The following is a 20,686-nucleotide window of genomic DNA, read 5'->3' on the forward strand; positions in this document are numbered from 1 at the left end:
GGTCGGTCCTGTCAGTCGGCGGCGCCGAAGTCATAGTGCAAGTCGTTGTCGCGGCGGCTGATGCTGACGCTGGCCAGCGGCTTGCCTTCGAGCAGCCGAGTGAGGAACTCGCGGCTCATGTCCGGCAGCAGGCCGTTGGTGAGAATGGCGTCGATCATGCGGCCACCGCTTTCGGTCTCGGTGCAGCGCGAGACGATCAGCTCGACCACGCCGTCATCGTAGGCGAAACCAACCTTGTGGGTGCCCTCCACGCGCTTGCGGATACGCTCAAGCTGCAGGCGGGTGATGGCCTTGAGCATGGCATCGCTGAGCGGGTAGTAGGGGATGGTCACCAGGCGGCCGAGCAGCGCCGGCGGGAAGATCTCCAGCAGCGGTTTGCGCAGCGAGGTGGCCACGGCTTCCGGGTCGGGTAGTGCTTGTGGGTCCTTGCAGATGTCGGCGATCAGCTCGGTGCCGGCGTTGGTGGTGAGCAGGATCAGGGTGTTGCGAAAATCGATCTGGCGGCCCTCGCCGTCTTCCATCACGCCCTTGTCGAACACCTGGAAGAAGATCTCGTGCACATCGGGGTGGGCTTTTTCCACCTCGTCCAGCAGCACCACGCTGTACGGGCGACGGCGCACCGCTTCGGTCAGCACGCCGCCCTCGCCGTAGCCAACGTAGCCGGGTGGGGCGCCCTTGAGGGTGGAGACGGTGTGGGCTTCCTGGAACTCGCTCATGTTGATGGTGATCAGGTTCTGTTCACCGCCGTACATGGCTTCGGCCAGGGCCAGGGCAGTCTCGGTCTTGCCCACGCCGGAGGTGCCGGCGAGCATGAACACGCCGATCGGCTTGTTCGGGTTGTCCAGGCCAGCGCGGGAGGTTTGGATGCGCTTGGCGATCATTTTCAGCGCGTGGTCCTGGCCGATGATGCGCTTGGCCAGGTGGCTGTCGAGGTTGAGCACGGTCTCGATCTCGTTGCGCGCCATGCGCCCCACCGGGATGCCGGTCCAGTCGGCGACCACCGAGGCCACCGCCTGGTAGTCCACGGTTGGCAGGATCAGCGGGCTCTCGCCTTGCAGGGCGGTGAGGCGCTGTTGCAGGTCGACGAGCTTCTCGCGCAGTTCATGGCTGCCCTGCATGTCTACTTCCTGGTCGACCACGCCCACTTGCTCGCGCAGTTGCGCGCGGGTGGCCAGCAGTTGGTCGACCAGGGCTTTCTCCTCGGCCCAGCGGATTTCCAGGCCGGTCAGGCGCTCGCGTTCCTCAGCCAGCAGGTTATCGGCCTGGGCTTGGCGTTGCGCGGTGTTGACGCCGATGGCGGCTTCGCGGGCAATGATCTGCAATTCGACTTCCAGTGCCTCGATGCGCCGACGGCTGTCGTCCACCTCGGCCGGCACCGCGTGCAGGCTGATGGCGACGCGGGCGCAGGCGGTGTCGAGCAGGCTCACCGACTTGTCCGGCAACTGGCGCGCCGGGATGTAGCGGTGCGACAGCTTCACCGCGGCTTCCAGCGCCTCGTCGAGGATCTGCACCTGGTGGTGTTTTTCCATGGTCGAGGCCACGCCGCGCATCATCAGCAACGCCTTGGCTTCGCTCGGCTCGTCCACTTGCACCACCTGGAAACGGCGGGTCAGGGCTGGGTCTTTCTCGATGTGCTTCTTGTATTCGGCCCAGGTAGTCGCGGCCACCGTGCGCAGGCTGCCACGGGCCAGGGCCGGCTTGAGCAGGTTGGCGGCGTCACCAGTGCCGGCGGCGCCACCGGCACCGACCAGGGTGTGGGCTTCGTCGATGAACAGGATGATCGGCTTGGGCGAGGCCTGTACGTCCTCGATCACCTGGCGCAGGCGTTGTTCGAATTCGCCCTTCATGCTGGCGCCGGCCTGCAGCAGGCCGACGTCCAGGCTGCGCAGCTCGACGTCCTTGAGCGCCGGTGGCACGTCGCCGGCGACGATGCGCAGGGCGAACCCTTCGACCACGGCGGTCTTGCCCACGCCGGCTTCGCCGGTGAGGATCGGGTTGTTCTGCCGACGGCGCATGAGGATGTCGACCAGCTGGCGGATCTCTTCGTCACGGCCGACGATAGGGTCGAGCTTGCCACTGCGGGCCTGCTCGGTGAGGTCGACGGTGAAGCGCTTGAGCGCCTCCTGCTTGCCCATCGCCGCCGGGGCCACGGCGCCGCTGGCCTCGCCCGGGGCGGCGGCGCTGAAGCCGTCGCTGGCGGCCAGGTTGTTCTCCGGCGAGTCGCCGACGTAATCGTCGAAACGCTCGCTCAAGGCCTCGATCTTCAGCTTGGCGAACTCGCCGGAAAGCCCCAGCAGGGCATTGCGCAGGCTCGGTGTCTTGAGGATGCCGACCAGCAGGTAGCCGGTGCGCACCTGGCTTTCACCGAACATCAGGCTGCCGTAGACCCAGCCACGCTCGACGGCTTCTTCCACTTGCGAGGACAGGTCGGTGATCGAGGTCGAGCCGCGCGGCAGGCGGTCGAGGGCGTCGGTCAGGTCGCGGGCCAGGCGTGCCGGCTCGACGTTGAACTGGCGCACGATGCGGTGCAGGTCGCTGTCTTGCAGTTGCAGCAGCTGGTGCAGCCAGTGCGCCAGTTCGACATAGGGGTTGCCCCGCAGCTTGCAGAACACCGTGGCGGCCTCGATGGCCTTGTAGGCGACGCTGTTGAGTTTGCCGAACAGCGCGGCGCGGCTGATTTCACCCATGGTCCTGACTCCTTGTGAGGGGGGCGACGACCGGCTGCTCGGCGTAGTACCGGGCCAGCTTCAGGTCGCGTGCATCGTGCGATGGCCGGCCGAGCCAGGTGTCGAACCCCAGGCGTTGACCGGCGTTGAGTTGCAGCGCGGGCACTTCGCCCTGCGCCAGGATGAGGTTGAGGTCCCAGTCCAGCTCCTGGCCGAGGTACTCGGCGACCCAGGCGGCAAGCTCGACGAACGCCTGGCCGCCCGGGAGCAGGGCGTGGTACTGGTCGAGGGTCAGCGGGCCGAGGCACAGGCGGAACTTGTGCTGGCGGTCCCACACATAGCGGCCCAGGCACAGGTCCACGCCCAGGCGGTTGGCGCGCACGCCGAGCTGGCTGCGCTCGGGCAGTTCGAGCCACTGGCCGACGTACTCTTCGAGCTTCACCGGCACGCCGAAGTAGCCCGCCAGGATGCTGCACAGGCCATCGGGGTAGCGGGTCTGCGCGGCCAGGTGGCCGGACCAGTGCAGCTTGGCGGTGTCGGCCAGCGGCCCCTGGCCTTGCAGTTCCGGCTGGCCGCGACCACTTAGCGCGGCCAAGCGCGCGGCCCAGTAGTCATCGCCCGGGCGATCGTGGCTGACCGTGGGCCTGGCCTCGGCCCAGGCGCGGTAGAACAGGCTCAGCAGACGGTGGTGGAAGGTGTCGAGAAAGCGCTTGCTGGTCGGGTCGGCGTGGTTGCGCTGGCGCTCGCGCATGTACTCGGTCAGGTGCAACGGCAGCGGGCCGTTGGGGCCGCCGAGGCCGAAGAAGAACTGCTCCAGGCGCGCTGGCTGATCGTCGCCGGTGGTGACCGAGGCCAGGGTCGCCGGGGCGAAACCGCAGTCCAGGCGCTGACCCAGGCGCACCGGCTCGTCGGCCAGGCGTAGTGAGTGGCCGAAGCGCGGCAGCTCCGGGTTTTCTGCCTCGAGGCGGCGCAGCGCCTGGAAGAAGTCGTAGGCCCAGGGCTCGGCCTGCATGGCCTGTAGCGTGTTCACAGGGTCGGCCTACGTCCGGGCTTGGCGTTCCAGCGCATGATCTCGCCACGTTCGCTGGTGCGCAGCACGGTTTCGGTGAAGCTGTTGATCGACACGTAGCGGGTCAGGAAGCGTTCGAATACCGCGCCCAGTAGGAATACCCCGGTACCGCGGAAGGCGTTCTCGTCGAAGGTCAGGGTGATCTCCAGGCCACGGCCGAAGACGATCGGCCCGGGCATCGGCAGGCGTCGGGTGCAGGGCTTGCAGCTGACTTCGCGCAGGCCGTCGATCTGCAGCAGCAGGGCACTGTCCTGCGGGTCGCCATACAGGCGCAGCAGCTCGCGCAGGGCGGCGGCGCCCTGGCCCTGTTCGGCCAGCGACAGGTAGTTCAGCGACAGCTGGCTGATCAACCGCCAGGCGCGGTTGTCGTGGGCATGGCTGGCCTTGGGGCGGCTGGGGCCGGCCAGGCAGCGCACGGCGGCGACCGGGGCGCTGTCGGCCAGGCTGAAGTCACTGCGCCCGTCGCCGACATTCATGAACAGTGGCAGGTCGCGGTTGCTGCACAGCGCGCTGATGCCCAGCTGGCGCAGGTCGTGGCGGTAGGGCGCCTGCTGGCCGTCGACCAGGCTGATAAAGGTCTCGCTGCCCATGTAGCTTGAGCGCGTGCCGTTGCGCCGCTGCTCGCTGGACAGCACCCGTGGCTCGCGACGAACGATGTAATAAGCCTGGTCGCGGCCATAACGCGATGGGTCGCGCACGGCATAGAACGGCAGGAATGCCTGGTCCGGCCCGGTGCCGTGGCCGGCGACCTGTTGCAGCGAATGGATCTCGAAATCGGTGGGCCGGGTGCGGTCGGCGATCACATGGTGCTCATGCACCCGGTCGCTCAGGTGGATGCGGTCGACCCGGCGCGGGAACAGGTTGATCGCCGGGGTGCAGAACGGCACGAACTGGCTGGCGCCAATGCTGCTCTCCAGGCTCTGCTCGAAACGCTCGAACAGCACCACGATTTCCAATTCCTGGCCATTGCAGCGTTGCACGGCACGCTCAAGCCCGGCGAAGTCGACGAACAGGAAGCGTTGCGGCAGGGCGAAGTACTCCTGCAGCAGGCGATAGCCCTGGAACGCCTGGGGCACCACCGGCAGCGCCGCTTCGCGATCATCGAAGCCGCACGGCAACAAGGCTTGCTCGACCGGGATGCGTTCGACCCACTCGGCGCCGGGCTGGCGCACGAATACTGCGCAGGCACTGCCCAGCAGTTGCTCGTAGAGGCGGAACGGGGTTTCGTCGGCTCCGTTGAGGTACAGCGGCAGGTGGCTCAGCGGCAGGCTGGCGAACGGGATCTCGGCGCCGCTGCGCAGGGTCAGGCGCAAGCCGGCGCGGGCCTTGGGCTCGCTGGCGGCCAGGCGCCCGAGCACGGCGCCGGGGTTGCCGAAGTATTCGGCGCGGGCCACCTGCAAGGGCCACAGGGTGACGTCCTGGGTGCTGCGAAATTCGCATGGCGTTTGTGAGTTGCGCCCGAGGTTGGCGCGCAGCACGCTGTCGCGCGGCAGGCGAAAACCGGCGGCCAGCGAGCCTTCGTCGGGGTCGGTCTGCAACTGCACCACGGTCATCGATGGGGTCGGCGCCAGGTAGTGCGGGTAGGCGATTTCCAGCAGGTTGTGGGTGAAGGTCGGGTACTCGGCGTCGAGTTTAAGCTGCACCCGCGCGGTGAGGTAGGCGAAACCTTCGAGCAGGCGCTCGACATAAGGGTCGGCGCATTCGATTCCGGACAGCGTCAGGCGCCCGGCGATCTTCGGGTATTCCTTGGCGAACTCGGCGGCACCCTCGCGGATGTGCTGCAGTTCCTGGTTGTACAGTTCGAGCAGGCGCGGGTTCATGTGCGTCTCCGGCGCTCGGCGGGTGCCACGCGGACATGGCCGGATTCCAGGTCGACGTCGGTCTGCAGCAGCAACGGCAGGGCCGCCGGCTGGGCCCACAGGTCGCCTTCGATCTCGAAGCTCAGGGCGTTGGCGTTCATCTCGCCGGGGGCGGCCTGGGCGCGCACCTTGAGGGTGTGGGCGAGAATGCGTGGCTCGTAGGTGGCGATGGCCTGGTGGATGATGCGCTCCAGGGCGCTCAGGTCGATGTTCGAGGCGCTGTTGCCGGCCAGCGCCGGCAGGCCGTAGTTGACCACCGAGGCGCCGGCATGGGTGTTCAGGGTGTCAACGCTGTCGAGCAGCGAGGTGGTGTTGAGCAGCCAGGCCAGGTCGCGCAGCACCGAGGCCTTGAGCTGGTGCAGGCTGAGCACGCGCTTGTCGGGGGCTTCCTGCGGGTTGCCCGGGTCGTCGTCGGTCAGACGGTCCAGCAGCGAAGGCTGCAGGCGGTCGCGGGTGGCGATTTCGGCTACCACTGGAACATCCCTGTGAACATTTTCTGGTCTTCGAAGCCGGTGTCGCAGGACGCGCTCGGCGCCGGCGTGGAGGCTTCCAGGCCGGCCGGGGTGAGGCGCACGGCGCGGGAGGTCTTCAGGCATTCGCCCTTGAGCGTCGGGTGTGGCTGCACATGGGTCACCAGCACGATCGACATACCGCCGAACTGCTCGACCCGGGCCTTGCCGGCGCGGTCGGGGCTCAGGCCGCAGGGCCATGGCATGTCCAGCGCCAGGCGCTGTTCGCCGCGATCGAGCACGCACTGCCCGGCATTCTCGGTCAGCTTCACCGGCTGCCCGCCCAGGTTCGCCTGGTTCAGCAGTTCGGCGTCGGCGCAGGCGCTCAGGGCCAGCAGCAGGGCGCCGGCCAGGGCCACGCGCTTCATGTCAGCTCCCAGAACCAGACCTGTTTCGACTGGTAATTCTGATCGGAGAAGCCCTTGGTCAGGCCGCGGTTCCACAGGTCGATATGGTCACCCGTGCGGTTTTCCTGGCTTTGCCCGGTGCGGGCGAAGCAGTCCTTGTAGAAGATGATCCCGGTCTTGGCCTTGAGCTTGTCGCGCTCCTGGGCGCTGCCGCCGATGCGCTGCGGGCGTCCCAGCTGGCGCTCCAGCCAGTTGGCCAGGGATTCGGCGCTACGGGCATGGCCATGGGTGCACTTGGGTTCGGTGTAGGTGGATTTGTTGACCTTGAGGCTCATCTCGCCGTTGAGCGCGATGCTCATGCGGATGGCGCACTGGTTGTCCCACGGACCATCGCAGGGCGAGGACACTTTCGGATAGGCATTCCACAAGTTGATGAAAGAAGGCTTGGCCATGATGTTCACCGTGGGCGGGTGAGGCGTGGGGAAGGGCGCCCGCGCTGCCTGGGGCGGCACGGGCGCGGTCGGTCAGATCTTGACGTTGGAGCGGATGTTCCAGCCGTACTTGATCGGGCCGCCTTCCTTGGTGCCGTCGGCTTTCTGCGGCTGGTAGTCGACGGTGACCTTGGCGAAGTTCAGGGTCACGTTCTCGGTCAGGCGGTCGTCGCTACCCGAGCCACCGGTGCTCAGCGAACTGACGATCACTTCTTCGAGGTTGATGATCAGGTACTCGACCTGGCTCTCGCCACCGGCTTTGCGCACGGTCAGCTTGACCTTGTCGATGTGCTTGCCGCTGGAGCAGTGCGCCATCAGGTTGGGGCTGGACTTGTCGATGTACTTGGTGATCGACAGGTCCTGGATGTTGACCTTGCCCGAGCCGCCGCCGCTGCCCATGTGCATGTTGCCGGACTGGGACATGCCCCAGCTCCAGTTGAGCACGTCGATTTCGTCCTTGTGGGCCTTGTCGTGGGACTCGCCCTTGATGTCGCCGATCTTGATGAAAATATCTACAGCCATGATGTCCTCGGGATTTCCAGTCGGTTGGCGGTGCTATGGGGGCCGCGTCGCGGCCCTTTCGCGGGCAAGCCCGCTCCCACAGGGGATGTGTGGCGCCCCTGTGCTGTCAGGCCCCTTTGGCCGAAGGCAGCTTCGACACCAGGCGCAGCGACACGGTCAGCCCTTCGAGCTGGTAGTGCGGGCGCAGGTAGAAGCGCGAGTTGTAGTAACCCGGGTTGCCTTCGACGTCCTCGACCACCACTTCGGCGGCCGCCAGCGGGTGCTGGGCCTTGGTGGTCTCGGTGGAGTGCGCCGGGTCGCCGTCGACGTAGTTGAGGATCCAGTCCTGCAGCCAGCGCTGCATCTCGTCCTTTTCCTTGAACGAGCCGATCTTGTCGCGAACGATGCACTTCAGGTAATGGGCGAAGCGGCAGGTGGCGAACAGGTACGGCAGGCGCGCGGCCAGGTTGGCGTTGGCGGTGGCGTCCGGGTCATCGTATTCGGCCGGCTTCTGCAGCGACTGCGCGCCGATGAAGGCGGCGAAGTCGGTGTTCTTCTTGTGCAGCAGTGGCATGAAACCATTCTTCGCCAGTTCCGCCTCGCGGCGGTCGGAGATGGCGATCTCGGTCGGGCACTTCATGTCCACGCCACCGTCGTCGGTGGGGAAGGTGTGTGCCGGCAGGCCTTGCACTTCACCGCCCGATTCCACGCCGCGGATGCGCGAGCACCAGCCGTAGTGCTTGAACGAACGGTTGATGTTCACGGCCATGGCATAGGCGGCGTTGGCCCAGGTGTACTTGCTGCTGTCGGCGCCGTCGGTGTCTTCCTCGAAGGCGAAGGCCTCGACCGGATCGGTCTTGGCGCCGTAGGGCAGGCGTGCCAGGAAGCGCGGCATGGTCAGGCCGATGTAGCGCGAGTCTTCCGATTCGCGCAGCGAGCGCCAGCCGGCGTATTCCGGGGTGGTGAAGATCTTGGTCAGGTCGCGCGGGTTGGACAGCTCCTGCCACGAGCCCATGCCCATCACCGTCGGCGAGGCGGCGGAGATGAACGGCGCGTGCATCGAGGCGCAGACCTTGGAGACTTCGCCCAGCAGTTCGACATCGGGTGGCGACTGGTCGAAGTAGTAGTCGCCCACCAGGCAGCCGTAAGGCTCGCCGCCGAACTGGCCGTATTCCTCTTCGTAGAGCTTCTTGAAGATCGGGCTCTGGTCCCAGGCGGTGCCCTTGAACTTCTTCAGGGTCTTGTGCAGGTCGTTCTTCGAGATGTTGAGCACGCGGATCTTCAGTTGCTCGTCGCTCTCGGTGTTGTTGACCAGGTAGTGCAGGCCGCGCCAGGCGCTTTCCAGCTTCTGGAAGTCGTCGTGGTGGATGATCTGGTTGACCTGGGCGGTGAGCTTGGCGTCGATCGCGGCAATGATCTGCTCGATCGAACCGATGGCATCGTTGGACACCAGGTTGGTCTGCGCCAGGGCCTGCTCGGCCAGGGTGCGCACGGCGCTTTCCACGGCTTCCTTGGCCCGTTCGGTCTTGGGCTTGAATTCCTGCAGCAGCAGGCTGGCGAATTCGCTCGGGTCCTGGGTGGCCGCCTGCGGGGCCTGGCTGTCGCGCAACGGATCGTTCATGGTCGGTCTCCTCAGGCCTTCGGCTCGGTGTCGGCGGGTTTCGGCGCGCTGGCCAGGGCCTGGAGCAGGGCCGGGTCCTTGATGGCCTTGAGGATGATGTCCTCGGCGCCGGTCTTGCCGTCCATGTAGGTCAGCAGGTTGGCCAGTTGGGTGCGGGCCTCGAGCAGCTGGTTGAGGGCATCGACCTTGCGCGCCACGGCGGCGGGGCTGAAGTCGTCCATGCTCTCGAAGGTGATGTCCAGGCTCAGGTTGCCTTCACCGGTCAGCTCGTTGGGCACGTTGAATGCCACGCGTGGCTTCATGGCCTTCAGGCGCGAGTCGAAGTTGTCGACATCGACTTCCAGGAACTTGCGGTCGGCCACTGCCGGCAGCGGCTCGGCAGGCTTGCCGGCGAGGTCGGAGAGCACGCCCATGACGAAGGGCAGCTGGACCTTCTTCTCGGCGCCATACAGCTCGACGTCGTATTCGATCTGTACCCGCGGCGCACGGTTGCGCGCGATGAATTTCTGGGAGCTGTCTTTCGCCACGTTGTTCCTCCTGGTCGCCGGTACGGCGGCTCTGTTTGTTGCGGGCGTCGGTGTTTAGGCGGCCGGAGCGACGTCAGTCGTGTTCCGGGCCACGCAGATTCTCGAATTGCGACATCCCGTCGGGGATCAGGTCGCGGACGATGGTCGCGAAGTCGGCGTTGACCAGGTTTTTCGCCCGGCGCAGCAGTACCGGCAACGGGCTCGAAGGCTCGTGGCGGGCGTAGTACTGGAGCAGGCGCTCCAGGCTCTGCAGCACGTCCTCGCGGCTGTTCACTTCGCCGGGGCGCGCGGCTGGACGCGGCGTGGCAGCGCTGGTCACGGGCGGCTGGTCTTCGTCAGTGTTCGCTGTCGGCTGCTCGGCGTCGGCCTCGCTCGGCATCGCGCCATCCGGGCTGTAGTCGGCCAGCACCTGCTGGACCTGGCGTAGCGGCTGGCGCAGGGCTGACAGGTCGACGCCGCTGGCCGAGCCGACCTGGTCGTTGACCCGGTTTTCGATGGTGTCCAGCGCCTCGCGGGCCAGTTGCAGGGCCTGGCGACATTGCGCGAGCTGCTCGGGGTCGGCGTCACGCAGGGCGGCGGCGAGTTCCTCGGCGCTCAGCTGCTCGCTGGCGAAGTGCTGTACCCCGGCGGCATGCAGGGCGGCGCGCAGGGTCACCGGGCCGAAGGCGCGGGAGCGCACCAGCACGGCGTCGCGCAGCAGGGCGATGTTGGTGTCGCAGGTGAGACCGGCCAAGGCGTTGACCCGCACGGTGGGGTCGTTGTCGTCGGCGGCGTCCAGTTGCGGGTGCAGGTACAGCCAGTATTCGCCCAGCAGGTCGCGAATCAGCTCGAGGCTGGCGGCCAGGCCCGGCAGGCCGTGCAGGGCCAGGTTGGCCTGGACCAGGAAGTGGGTGATGCGCAGGTCCTTGCTGCGTTGCAGCAGGGTGGCGCAGGACTGCTCGATGGCGCGCCACTGGGGTGGTTCGGCCGGCTGTACGGCGTCGCCCATCACACGCTCGGGGCGGCCCTGGGCATCACGTTCCAGTTGCAGGAATTCGGCGTCGTATTCGAGATCGTCGCCACAGGGGAAGTCTGCGGAAATAGCGGCGAGCAGCAGCGGCGAGTTCACCAGAATTCGATCTCCATATCGGCCCTTGGCACGGGCTTCGTATACACCAAGTTGCAAATGTGAACTGGCGCACAAACTTGTCAAAGAATGCGAAGTTGATATCAGTGTGATATCACTTTGGCACTCTCAAGTTGCGCATTTATGGTTTATTTCCAAATTGCTGTCAAGGTAAGCTACGCGCCGCGAGAGGGTGACTGTGAACCAGTTGGCAAGCCTTCGTGTCCATTGGTCAGGTGCCATCAAAGTGCCTTGCCGATAGGGTTTAATACGACCTTCCGGAATGCGGCTTTTCGGCGCGGACCCAGTATTTATGGGGTTTCTGCTGGTTTGCCTGGTCGGGCTTGTTCATCCACTCAAATGGATGGATAAGTGTTTCATATATATGCAAGGAGGCATGATGGCACTTTGCCTGACCATCACCAGTTACCACAAGATCACGCCAGGACAATGTCCGGAGAAGTTGCTGGAAACCGGTGCCATTACGGTGGGAAGAGCCACGGATAACGATTGGGTATTGCCCGATCCCGAGCGCCTTGTATCTTCGAAACATTGTGTAATCCAATTCAAGGATGGCCGCTATTACCTGACCGATAACAGCACCAACGGCGTGGAGTTGGTACACGCCGGTATTCGCCTGCGCCGCGGTAACAGCGAGCCATTGATGGATGGTGAAGTTATTCGGATTGGCGATTACGAGATCCAGGCGCGCATCGATGCCGGCCTGGCGATCCCGCTGGCCGGGCAGCCCGAGGCGCACAGCTTCGAGGCGCTGATGGCCAACCAGGCGGCGCCGAGCGCACCCATCGCCGGTGCGCCGGCGGCCTTCCTGCAAGGGGCGTCCAACCACGACACCTTGCCGGATCTGTTCGATTTTCTTGGCCCGGCCAGCGTGCCGCCGGTGAGCCAGCCGGACCATGTGCCAGCACAGCAGCACGACTTCCGCCCGCCGACGCCTGTCGCCGCGCCAGCTGCCCCCGGGGTGATTCCCGCCGACTGGGCGCTGTTTGATGACACGCCGGCTCCGGAACCGCAAATCGCGCCGGTTGCCCCTGCGCCACAAGCCATTGCAGAGCCCGTCTCGGCCCCGGTCGCGCCTGTTGCGCCGGCCCCGGTGGCTCCGGCTCGGCCTGCCAATAACGACGCTTTGCTCCAGGCTTTCCTGCGTGGTGCCGGGATCGAGCACCTGCGTATCGACGCCGCCGATGCCGCGGCGCAGATGGAGGCCATTGGCCGTAGCTACCGGTTGATGGTCGAGGGCTTGATCGACGTACTGCGTGCGCGCAGTAGCCTCAAGGGCGAGTTTCGCATGCAGCAGACCAGCATCGCCCCGGTGCAGAACAACCCACTGAAATTCGCCCCCAACGCCGACGAGGCGTTGCTGTTGCTACTGCGTCACGGCAGCCAGGCGTTCATGGCCCCGGACCAGGCGGTGCGCGATAGCTTCGACGATTTGCGCGCCCACCAACTGGCAGTGATGGCCGGCGTCGAGGCGGCGCTCAAGCACCTGCTGGCGCGTTTCGAGCCGGCGCGCCTGGAAGAGCGCCTGGCCCCTGCCGCCGGGTTGTCGAAGCTGTTCGGCGGCTCGCGCCAGGCCCATTGCTGGCAGCAGTTCACCTCGCTGTACCAGCAGATTTCCCGCGAGGCCGAGGACGATTTCCAGGACCTGTTCGGCCGCGAGTTCAGCCGCGCCTACCAGGCTCACAGCCAACGCATGCAACGCCCCTGAGGCCACCGCCCGGGACCCAGGAAGAACCGAATACGTCATGAGGACGAGGATGAGTGCAACAAGACTGATCGCAGCCCTGGCCATCGTGCTGCTCAGTGCCTGCAGCAAGGACACGCCGGTCGAAGCCAGCGCCCCAACCGAGGCCGGGACTGCGGGCATCACCCTGTACTTCAGCGCCGCCGCCGGGCTCAACCCGGGCGCGAGCGGCACGCCCGCGCCTGTACGGGTGCGCATCTACGAGCTGAAGAACAGTGCCGCGTTTGCCCGCGCCGACTATTTCGCCCTGGCCGAGCGTGCCCCGGCGACCCTCGCCGCCGACCTGATCGACCAGGACGAAGTGCTGTTGCAGCCCGGCGAGCAACTGCGCCTGGAGCGCCCGCTCGACCCGGCCACCCGCCAGGTCGGCCTGGTGGTCGGCTACCGCGAGATCGACCAGGCCCAGTGGCGCAGCGTGCTGCCGGTGCCGCCCCGCGATTATCAGATCAGCCTCGATGTGCGCGCCGTGCGCAGCGCCGTGGCCACCCCACAACCTGAGCCTGCCCGCTAGGCAATCGGAGTACTGCATGTCCTGGAACAATCGCGTGGTCTGGTCGGAAGGGATGTTCATCACGACCCAGCACTTCCAGCAGCACGACCGCTACCTGGAGCACTTCGTCGATACCCGCAGCCGGCCGCTGAGCGCCGCCGCCTGGGGTTTCTCCGAGCTGCTCATCGACCAGGGCCTGCTGGCCCAGGGCAAGCTGGCGATCCTCAGTGCCCGTGGCCTGTTGCCCGATGGCACGCCGTTCGACATCCCCCGTGACGACCTGCCGCCGCCGCCACTGGACGTTCCCGATGCGCTGCGCGACGGCGTGATCTACCTGGGCCTGCCGCTCAAACGCGCCGGCGCCAGGGACACCGTCGACGACGGCGAGCCGCTCGATGGCGCGCGCTACGTCAGCCGTGTCAGCGAAGTGCGTGACGACAACGCCCCGTTCGAGAACCGCGCGCCCCTGGCCCTGGGCAGCCGCGCCCTGCGCCTGCTGCGTGGCGAGGATGGCCTGGGCGACTACGCCGCGCTGGGCGTGGTGCGGGTGCGCGAGAAGCGTGCCGACCGCGCCCTGGTGCTGGATGACAGCTACATCCCGCCACTGCTTGATGTGACTGCCAACAACACCCTCTCGGGGTTTCGTGGTGAGTTGCTGGGCCTGCTGCACCAGCGCGGCGAGGCCCTGGCTGGGCGCGTAGTGGCTTCGGCCAACGGCGGTGCCTCGGAGATTGCCGACTTCATGCTGCTGCAACTGGTCAATCGCGCCCAGCCGCTGGTCGAGCACCTCGACCAGTTGACGCCGCTGCACCCTGAGCGGTTGTACAGCGAGCTGGTGGCGCTGGCCGGCGAGTTCGCCACCTTCACCCGCGACGGGCGTCGCCCCGAAACCTTCCCGGTGTACCAGCACGATGACCTGGCCGCGACTTTCGCCCCGGTCATGGCCGCCCTGCGCGAAGCCTTGTCGATGCTGATCGACAGCAAGGCGGTGGCCATCCCGCTGGTCGAGAAGGCCTATGGCATCCACGTCGGCATGCTTGCCGATCGCAGCCTGCTGGACAGCGCCAGCTTCATCCTGGTGGTGCGCGCCGACGTGCCCAGCGAGACCCTGCGCAGCCGTTTCGGCCAGCAGAGCAAGATCGGCTCGGTGGAGCACATTCGCGACCTGGTCAACCTGCAACTGCCGGGCATCGGCCTGCTGCCGTTGCCGGTGGCGCCACGGCAGATTCCGTTCCACGCAGGCTCCACCTACTTTGAGCTCGATCGGGGCAGTGAGCATTGGAAACAGCTGCAGCATTCCGGTGGTTTCGCCTTCTATGTCGCCGGTGAGTTCCCTGGCCTGAACCTGGCCTTCTGGGCGATTCGGGGATAAATCGTGATGTTTGTCGTTCGACTCGACCCAACCTGGACTCTGTGGGAGCGGGCTTGCCCGCGAAACAGGCGACTCGGTGCTTGGCACCGGCTGCGCCGGTGTTCGCGGGCAAGCCCGCTCCCACAGGGGCACTCGAATCACAGGGCCACCCCCCATCCAAGGACCGGAGACTAAGCCGCGATGCAACCGGACGATCCGCTCGCCAACGACCGCACCCAGTTCATGCCGCGCCCCGGTGGCCGTGGCCCGCAATCGGCCACGCCGACACCGGCTGCGCCGCCGCCACCGCTGAACGTGCCCGCCGCGCCGCTGGCAGCCGGCCAGGCCGAGGGCCTCAACCCGCTGGAGCAGGCGGCAGGCCCGCTGCTGGCGCTGCTCACCCGGCTGCGCAACACCATCGCCCACCCGGCGCCGGCCAGCCTGCGCGCGCAACTGCTGGCCTACCTGCGCCAGTTCGAGGAACGCGCCGAGGCCGCGGGCGTGCCGCGCAACGAAGTGCTGCTGGCACGTTACGCGTTGTGCACCGCGCTCGACGAGGCGGTGCTCAGCACGCCCTGGGGCAGCGCCAGCGACTGGGGCAAGCAGAGCCTGCTGATCACCGTGCACAACGAGGCCTGGGGTGGCGAAAAGGTCTTCCAGCTGATGGAGCACTGCCTGCAAAGCCCGCGTGAGCGCCTGCACCTGCTGGAACTGCTGTACCTGTGCACCAGCCTTGGCTTTGAAGGCCGCTACCGGGTGATGAACGGCGGCCGCGCTCAACTCGAGGCCCTGCGCGAACGCACCGCCGCGACCATCCGTGGCGCCCGTGGCGAGATCGAGCGCGAGCTGTCGCCGCACTGGCGCGGCGTCACGGTGGCGCGCGATCGCCTGGCGCAGTTCGTGCCGCCCTGGGTCGGCCTGGCGGTGGCCCTGGCGCTGCTGTTGCTGGTGCTGTTCGGCTTGCGCCTGAAACTGGCCGCCGATGCCGAGCCGGTATTCCGTGGCATCCACGCCCTGGGCGAGATCCCGGTGCAGGCCATGGACCGCCCGGTGGTCCAGCCCAAGCCCATCGAACGCCCACGCCTGGCAGGCTTCCTCGCCGACGACATCAAGGCCGGGCGGGTCGCCGTGGAGGACGCGGTGGACCGCTCGGTGGTGACCATCCGTGGCGACGAGCTGTTCGCCTCGGCCAGCGCCAGCATCAAGGACGATTTCCAGCCCTTGATGCTGCGCATTGCCGAGGCCGTGGCCAAGGTCAAGGGCAACGTCAAGGTCACCGGCCACAGCGACAACCAGCGCATTGCCACGCTGCGCTTCCCGTCCAACTGGGCGCTGTCCCAGGCCCGGGCCGAGGAGGTCAAGGACATCCTGGCCGCCCGTACCGGCCAGCCAGGACGCTTCACCGCGCAGGGCCTGAGCGACACCGAGCCGCTGGCGTCGAACGACAGCGCGCAGGGCCGGGCGAAGAATCGCCGGGTTGAAATCACCGTTCTGGCGGAGGGCGTCGAGTGAAGGCGTTTTTCAGTTTTGTCATTCGCTGGGTGATCCCGGTGCTGGGCCTGCTGGCCCTGAGCCTGATCATCTGGTTTGTCGGTCCATTGCTGGATGTGCTGGCGCCGGTCACCCCGCGCGTGGTGCTGATCGTCCTGCTGTTCGCGGCGTGGCTTGCCTACCGGGCATGGCGCATCGTCCAGGCCCGCCGGCAGGCGGCGAAAGTCATGGAAAGCCTGGCCGCCGAAACGGCGCCGGACCCTGCCAGCCTCGCCACCGCCGAAGAGCTGGCGACCCTGCGCCAGCGCATGGACGAGGCCCTGGTGCTGCTGAAGAAGGCGCGTCTGGGCGGTGACGAACGGCGCAACCTCTATGAGTTGCCGTGGTATGTGATCATCGGCCCGCCCGGTTCGGGCAAGACCACCGCGCTGGTCAACTCCGGCCTGCATTTCCCGCTGGCGGCGCAGTTGGGCGAGGGGGCCATCCGTGGCGTGGGCGGCACGCGCAACTGCGACTGGTGGTTCACCGACCAAGCCGTGCTGCTGGATACCGCCGGGCGCTACACCACCCAGGACAGCCATGCCCAGGTAGACAAGGCCGCCTGGCTGGGTTTTCTCGACCTGCTCAAGAGCCAGCGCTCGCGCCGGCCGATCGACGGCGCGTTCATCGCCATCAGCCTGTCCGATCTGCTGCTGGGCAGCGATGCCGAGCGCGCCGCCCATGCGACGGCCATCCGCAAGCGCATCCAGGAGCTGTACAGCCAGTTGGGCGTGCGCTTCCCGATCTACCTGATGCTGACCAAGCTCGACCTGGTGCCAGGCTTCATGGAGTTCTTCGACAACCTGAGCAAGGATGAGCGCGCCCAGGTGTGGGGCATGACCTTCGCCCTGGATGACGGCCAGCAGGGCGATGGCCCGTTGGCCCAGTTCGGCAGCGAATTCGGCCTGCTGGAGCAGCGCTTGAACCAGCGTTTGGTCGAACGCCTGCAACAAGAGCGCGACCCGGCGCGGCGCGACCTGGTGTACGGTTTCGTCCAGCAGTTCGCCGCCCTGCGCGGCAACCTCACGACTTTCCTCGATGGCATCTTCAAGCCCAATGCCTTCGAAGAGCGCGCGCTGCTGCGCGGCGTGTACTTCACCAGCGGCACCCAGGAAGGCAGCCCGATCGACCGCCTGATCGGCAGCATGGCCCAGAGCATGGGCCTGGATCGCGCGCACCTGGCTCGCCAGAGCGGCAGCGGGCGCAGCTACTTCATCGAGAAACTGTTCAGCGCGGTGGCCTTCGCCGAGCGCGGCCTGGTCGGTAGCAATCCCAAGGTCGAGCAGCGGCGCAAATGGATCGCCCGTGGCGCCCTGGCCCTGAGCGTGGCCCTGGTGCTGGTGGTCGGCACCCTGTGGACCCTGAGCTACCGCGCCAACCAGCAGTACATCGCCGAAGTCGACAGCCGCCTCAAGCCTTTGGGCAAGAGTGTGCAGGAGCTGAGCCCGGCGCAGCGCAACGTGGTCGAGGTGCTGCCGCTGCTCAACGCCGTGCGTCGCCTGGCCGACGATCCACCGGGCTGGGCCGAGGGGCTGGGCCTGTACCAGGGCGACATGCTCGAAGGCGAGTCCGACAGCGTCTACCGCAAGCTGCTGATCGCCATCTTCGCCCCGCGCCTGGTCACCCGCATCGAAGAGCAGCTGTACGCCGGAGGCCCGTCCGACTACCTGTACGAAGGGCTCAAGGCCTACCTGATGCTGGCTGACGGTGAGCATTACGACCCTGAGTTCATCAAGGCCTGGATTACCCTCGACTGGGAGCGCAGCCTGCCCCGCGACCTCGCTCCGGACTTGCGCCAGGCCCTGTCCCAGCACCTGGCGGCGCTGTTCGACAAGCGCCCGCCCAATGCCCGCCTCGACCAACGCTTGATCGACGACACCCGTCGCCAGTTGCAGCAGCTGCCGGTGGCCCAGCGCGTCTACGATCGGGTCAAGCGGCAGAAACTGCCGGCCGGGGTCAGCGACTTCCGGGTCAGTGATGCCGCCGGTCGTGATGCGGCGCTGGTGTTCCGCTTCAAGAACGGCAAGCCACTGAGCGAGCCGTTGCCGGGCATCTTCACCGTCGAGGGTTACCGCAAGGCGTTCCTGGCCGCCAGCCTGGCGCACAGCGAGACCCTGGCCGAGGAGCGCTGGGTGCTGGGTCGCGAGGCCAGTGAGGCGGGCGACGCCAAGCGCCTGGCCGACGACGTGCTGCAGCTGTATTACCAGGACTACATCCGCAACTGGGAGGCGCTGCTGGCCGACCTGGACTTCGTGCCCATCACCAGTGTCGGCCAGGCTGCCGATGTGCTGCGGGTGCTGTCCGGGCCGACTTCGCCGATGAAGAAGCTGCTGCAAGCGGTGGCCAAGGAAACCAACCTGGCCCAGCCAACCACCCTCGACAAGGTCCAGGCCAAGGCCGAGCAGGCCGGTGTCGACCAGCTGCGCCAGCGCCTCGGCGGCCTGCTGGGCGATACGCCGCTGCCCAGCGACAACCCGGCGGCCCGTGAGGTCGACCCGGTGACCGCGCACTTCGCCGAACTGGCCGCCCTGGTGGACACCGGTGAAGGCCAGCCGGCGGCCATCGATGGCCTGCTGACTGACCTCAATGCGCTGTACGTGCAAGTCAGCGCCATGGTCGGCGCCAGTGGCGATGCGCTACTGGGCGAGGCCAAGAACCAGGCCCAGGCCGCGGCGCAGCGCGTTGCCCTGGGCGCGGCGCGCCAGCCCAAGGTGGTGCAGAACCTGGTGGGTTCGGTGCTCGGCTCCACCCACAACCTGGTCATGGGCGGCGTGCGCAACCAGCTCAATGCCGCCTGGACCAGCGAGGTGGTCAACGTCTACCGCCAGTCCCTCAGCGGGCGCTACCCGCTGGTGGCGGGCAGTGCGCGCGATGCCACCCTGGAAGACTTCGGCCAGTTCTTCGGCGTTGGCGGGGTGATGGACAACTACTTCCGCAAGTACCTGCAACCCTACGTCAACACCTCCAGCACACCCTGGAGCTGGCAGCCGGGCGCGGCGCAGAAGCTGGGGATCAACAGCAACGTGCTGCAAACCTTCCAGCGTGCGGCGAGCATCCGTGATGCCTTCTTCCGCAACAGCAACGGCGTGCAGCCTGGAGTGCGCTTCGAACTCAAGCCGGTGGCGATGGACGCGACCATCACCCAGTTCCTGCTCGACCTCGACGGCCAGCAAGTCAGCTACGACCATGGCCCGAGCCGGCCGGTGGCGCTGCAGTGGCCCAACCCCAACAGCATTGGCGTGGTGCGTTTGTCTATCTCGCCACCCTCGGTCACTGGCCGTTCCGGGCTGACCGTGGAAGGGCCGTGGGCCTGGTTCCGCCTGCTCGACCAGTCCGACCTGGTGGCTGGCAGCTCGCCGGAGCGCTTCAACCTGCGCCTGCGCGTCGATGGCGCCAGTGTGTCCTACGAGCTGCGTGCCAGCAGCGCCTTCAACCCATTCCGCAGCCGAGTGCTCAGCGGTTTCAGCCTGCCGGAGCATCTGTGAGCGACCTGGGTTTCTACGGAAAGCTGGCCAGCCGCGGCGACTTCGTCAGCCGTGGCTTGCCACAGCGTTTCATCCAGCCTTGGGACCAATGGCTGGCGGCGGGCCTGCAGGCCAGCCAGCAGGCGTTGGGCGAGCGTTGGCTCGAGGCCTATCTGGTCAGCCCCTTGTGGCGGTTTGCCCTGGCGCCGGGTGTGTGTGGGCCGGATGCGGTGGTTGGGGTGTTGATGCCGAGCATCGACCGGGTTGGGCGGTATTTTCCGTTGACCGTGGCCCAGGTGCTGGAACCGGGGCAGCCGTTGGCGCCTGTGGTGGCCGGGGATGACGAATGGTTTGAAGCGGTTGAGGCTGCTTTGTTGGCGACCCTTGAGCCGGGTGCTGCCTTTGAGAATTTTGAGGCGGCTTTGCCGCCTTTTCGCGGCACAAGGCCGCTCCTACAGGGGCCGCGTGTGGCTGTGGGTGGTTTGCAGCGGTTGGATGCGACTACCCCGCAAGGGCGTGCACTGGCCTTGGCCGAATGCGCCTGCGAGGGCATGAGCCTGTGGTGGGGCAGGGGCTCCGAACGTATCGCCCCGGGGCTGATGCGCTGCGCGGGCTTGCCGCGCAGTGAGGATTTCGCCGGGTTTCTTCTGGGTAGCGAGGCAGCGCACGCATGACCGACCTGCAATACACCGCAGCCAGCTACAGCCATGTCGGCATGGTGCGCAAGATCAACGAAGACGCCTGCCTGGACCTGACCTGGGCAGGGCTGTGGGCGGTGGCCGACGGCATGGGCGGCCATGCGGCTGGCGACTACGTCAGCAGCCTGGCGGTGGACAGCCTGCGCAGCCTGCCCAGGCTCGAGTCGCTGGAGGAGTTTGCCGGCGAAGTGCGTGATGGCCTGTCGTGGGTCAATCGCACGGTGCGCGAGGAAACCGCGCGCCGGGGCGTGGCGATGATGGGCAGTACCGTGGTGGTGCTGGCGGCGCGGGGCGACCAGGCCATCGGCCTGTGGGCCGGCGATAGCCGCCTGTACCGCCTGCGTGAAGGTTGCATCGAGCGCCTGTCCCACGACCACAGCTACGTCCAGGAATTACAGGACAGCGGCCTGCTCAACGAGGCCGAGGCGCGGGTCCATCCGCGCGGCAATATCGTCACCCGCGCCCTGGGCGTCGAGGACCATATCGAGTTGCAGGCAGTCGCCCTGCAGGTGCAGCCCGGCGACACCTACCTGTTGTGCAGCGACGGCTTGAACAAGACCGCCGAGGACCACGAGATCGCCGAGGTGCTTGGCCACGACGACCCCTACGAAGTGGTGCGCAGCCTGGTGCACCTGGGCCTGACCCGGGGCGCCCCCGATAACATCACCGCCGTGGTCGTGAAGGCGAGCTGAA

At 66.9% G+C, this 20,686-nt stretch carries 17 protein-coding genes; 7 read left to right on the top strand and 10 right to left on the bottom strand.

What is annotated here, in order from left to right; all coding sequences use genetic code 11:
- Positions 1-11: 11 nt before the first annotated feature.
- The 10 genes from tssH to tssA all read right to left on the bottom strand — a co-directional run bounded on the left by tssH (position 12) and on the right by tssA (position 10,698).
- Positions 12-2,687 carry a type VI secretion system ATPase TssH gene (gene tssH / locus HU772_RS01280; protein ID WP_186653987.1) on the bottom strand — a complete coding sequence of 892 codons (2,676 nt, stop codon included), beginning with the start codon at positions 2,685-2,687 and terminating at the stop codon, positions 12-14.
- Positions 2,680-3,678 carry a type VI secretion system baseplate subunit TssG gene (gene tssG, locus HU772_RS01285; protein ID WP_189664880.1) on the bottom strand — a complete coding sequence of 333 codons (999 nt, stop codon included), beginning with the start codon at positions 3,676-3,678 and terminating at the stop codon, positions 2,680-2,682. Before tssG ends, tssH begins: the two co-directional genes overlap by 8 nt.
- A gap of 14 nt (positions 3,679-3,692) precedes the next feature.
- Positions 3,693-5,555: a type VI secretion system baseplate subunit TssF gene (gene tssF / locus HU772_RS01290; protein ID WP_186653974.1), complete on the bottom strand. Its 1,863-nt coding sequence runs from the start codon at positions 5,553-5,555 to the stop codon at positions 3,693-3,695.
- A complete protein-coding gene (gene tssE, locus HU772_RS01295; RefSeq protein ID WP_186653960.1) occupies positions 5,552-6,067 on the bottom strand; it encodes a type VI secretion system baseplate subunit TssE in 516 nt (171 codons plus the stop codon). Before tssE ends, tssF begins: the two co-directional genes overlap by 4 nt.
- Positions 6,061-6,471 carry a hypothetical protein gene (locus HU772_RS01300; RefSeq protein WP_186653957.1) on the bottom strand — a complete coding sequence of 137 codons (411 nt, stop codon included), beginning with the start codon at positions 6,469-6,471 and terminating at the stop codon, positions 6,061-6,063. The genes tssE and HU772_RS01300 overlap by 7 nt, the downstream gene beginning before the upstream one ends.
- On the bottom strand, positions 6,468-6,902 hold the full coding sequence (locus HU772_RS01305; RefSeq protein WP_186653954.1) for a type VI secretion system amidase effector protein Tae4: 435 nt from the start codon (positions 6,900-6,902) through the stop codon (positions 6,468-6,470). The genes HU772_RS01300 and HU772_RS01305 overlap by 4 nt, the downstream gene beginning before the upstream one ends.
- Positions 6,903-6,974: 72 nt before the next feature.
- On the bottom strand, positions 6,975-7,463 hold the full coding sequence (locus HU772_RS01310) for an Hcp family type VI secretion system effector (RefSeq protein ID WP_028689173.1): 489 nt from the start codon (positions 7,461-7,463) through the stop codon (positions 6,975-6,977).
- 106 nt (positions 7,464-7,569) lie between these two features.
- Entirely contained in the window at positions 7,570-9,063 is a 1,494-nt protein-coding gene (gene tssC, locus HU772_RS01315) for a type VI secretion system contractile sheath large subunit (protein ID WP_186653950.1), read from the bottom strand.
- Positions 9,064-9,074: 11 nt separating this feature from the next.
- Positions 9,075-9,590, bottom strand: coding sequence for a type VI secretion system contractile sheath small subunit (gene tssB / locus HU772_RS01320; RefSeq protein ID WP_134693245.1), 516 nt, complete (start codon positions 9,588-9,590; stop codon positions 9,075-9,077).
- A 73-nt stretch (positions 9,591-9,663) separates the two neighbouring features.
- Positions 9,664-10,698, bottom strand: coding sequence for a type VI secretion system protein TssA (tssA, locus tag HU772_RS01325; protein WP_186653941.1), 1,035 nt, complete (start codon positions 10,696-10,698; stop codon positions 9,664-9,666).
- Positions 10,699-11,095: 397 nt separating this feature from the next.
- Here tssA and tagH point away from each other — a divergent pair, with 397 nt between their 5' ends.
- The 7 genes from tagH (at position 11,096) to HU772_RS01360 (ending at position 20,685) form a co-directional block, all read left to right on the top strand.
- Positions 11,096-12,424 carry a type VI secretion system-associated FHA domain protein TagH gene (gene tagH / locus HU772_RS01330; RefSeq protein WP_186654170.1) on the top strand — a complete coding sequence of 443 codons (1,329 nt, stop codon included), beginning with the start codon at positions 11,096-11,098 and terminating at the stop codon, positions 12,422-12,424.
- Between the two features lie 49 nt (positions 12,425-12,473).
- The gene (gene tssJ, locus HU772_RS01335; RefSeq protein ID WP_186653931.1) at positions 12,474-12,971 is read left to right on the top strand and encodes a type VI secretion system lipoprotein TssJ; all 498 of its coding nucleotides are present in this window, start codon (positions 12,474-12,476) and stop codon (positions 12,969-12,971) included.
- Positions 12,972-12,987: 16 nt separating this feature from the next.
- Positions 12,988-14,322, top strand: a complete 1,335-nt coding sequence (tssK, locus tag HU772_RS01340) for a type VI secretion system baseplate subunit TssK (protein WP_186653914.1) — start codon at positions 12,988-12,990, stop codon at positions 14,320-14,322.
- Between the two features lie 180 nt (positions 14,323-14,502).
- A complete protein-coding gene (locus HU772_RS01345; protein ID WP_186653899.1) occupies positions 14,503-15,813 on the top strand; it encodes a DotU family type VI secretion system protein in 1,311 nt (436 codons plus the stop codon).
- Positions 15,810-19,316 (top strand): type VI secretion system membrane subunit TssM, encoded by a 3,507-nt coding sequence (tssM, locus tag HU772_RS01350; RefSeq protein ID WP_186653897.1) that lies wholly within the window; start codon positions 15,810-15,812, stop codon positions 19,314-19,316. The genes HU772_RS01345 and tssM overlap by 4 nt, the downstream gene beginning before the upstream one ends.
- Complete coding sequence (gene tagF, locus HU772_RS01355; protein WP_186653884.1) at positions 19,313-19,969, top strand: type VI secretion system-associated protein TagF; 657 nt, start codon at positions 19,313-19,315, stop codon at positions 19,967-19,969. The genes tssM and tagF overlap by 4 nt, the downstream gene beginning before the upstream one ends.
- Complete coding sequence (locus HU772_RS01360; protein ID WP_186653869.1) at positions 19,966-20,685, top strand: PP2C family protein-serine/threonine phosphatase; 720 nt, start codon at positions 19,966-19,968, stop codon at positions 20,683-20,685. Before tagF ends, HU772_RS01360 begins: the two co-directional genes overlap by 4 nt.
- Position 20,686 lies beyond the last annotated feature (1 nt).

Origin of the sequence: Pseudomonas xantholysinigenes, from assembly GCF_014268885.2 — a bacterium.
Lineage (GTDB): Bacteria > Pseudomonadota > Gammaproteobacteria > Pseudomonadales > Pseudomonadaceae > Aquipseudomonas > Aquipseudomonas xantholysinigenes.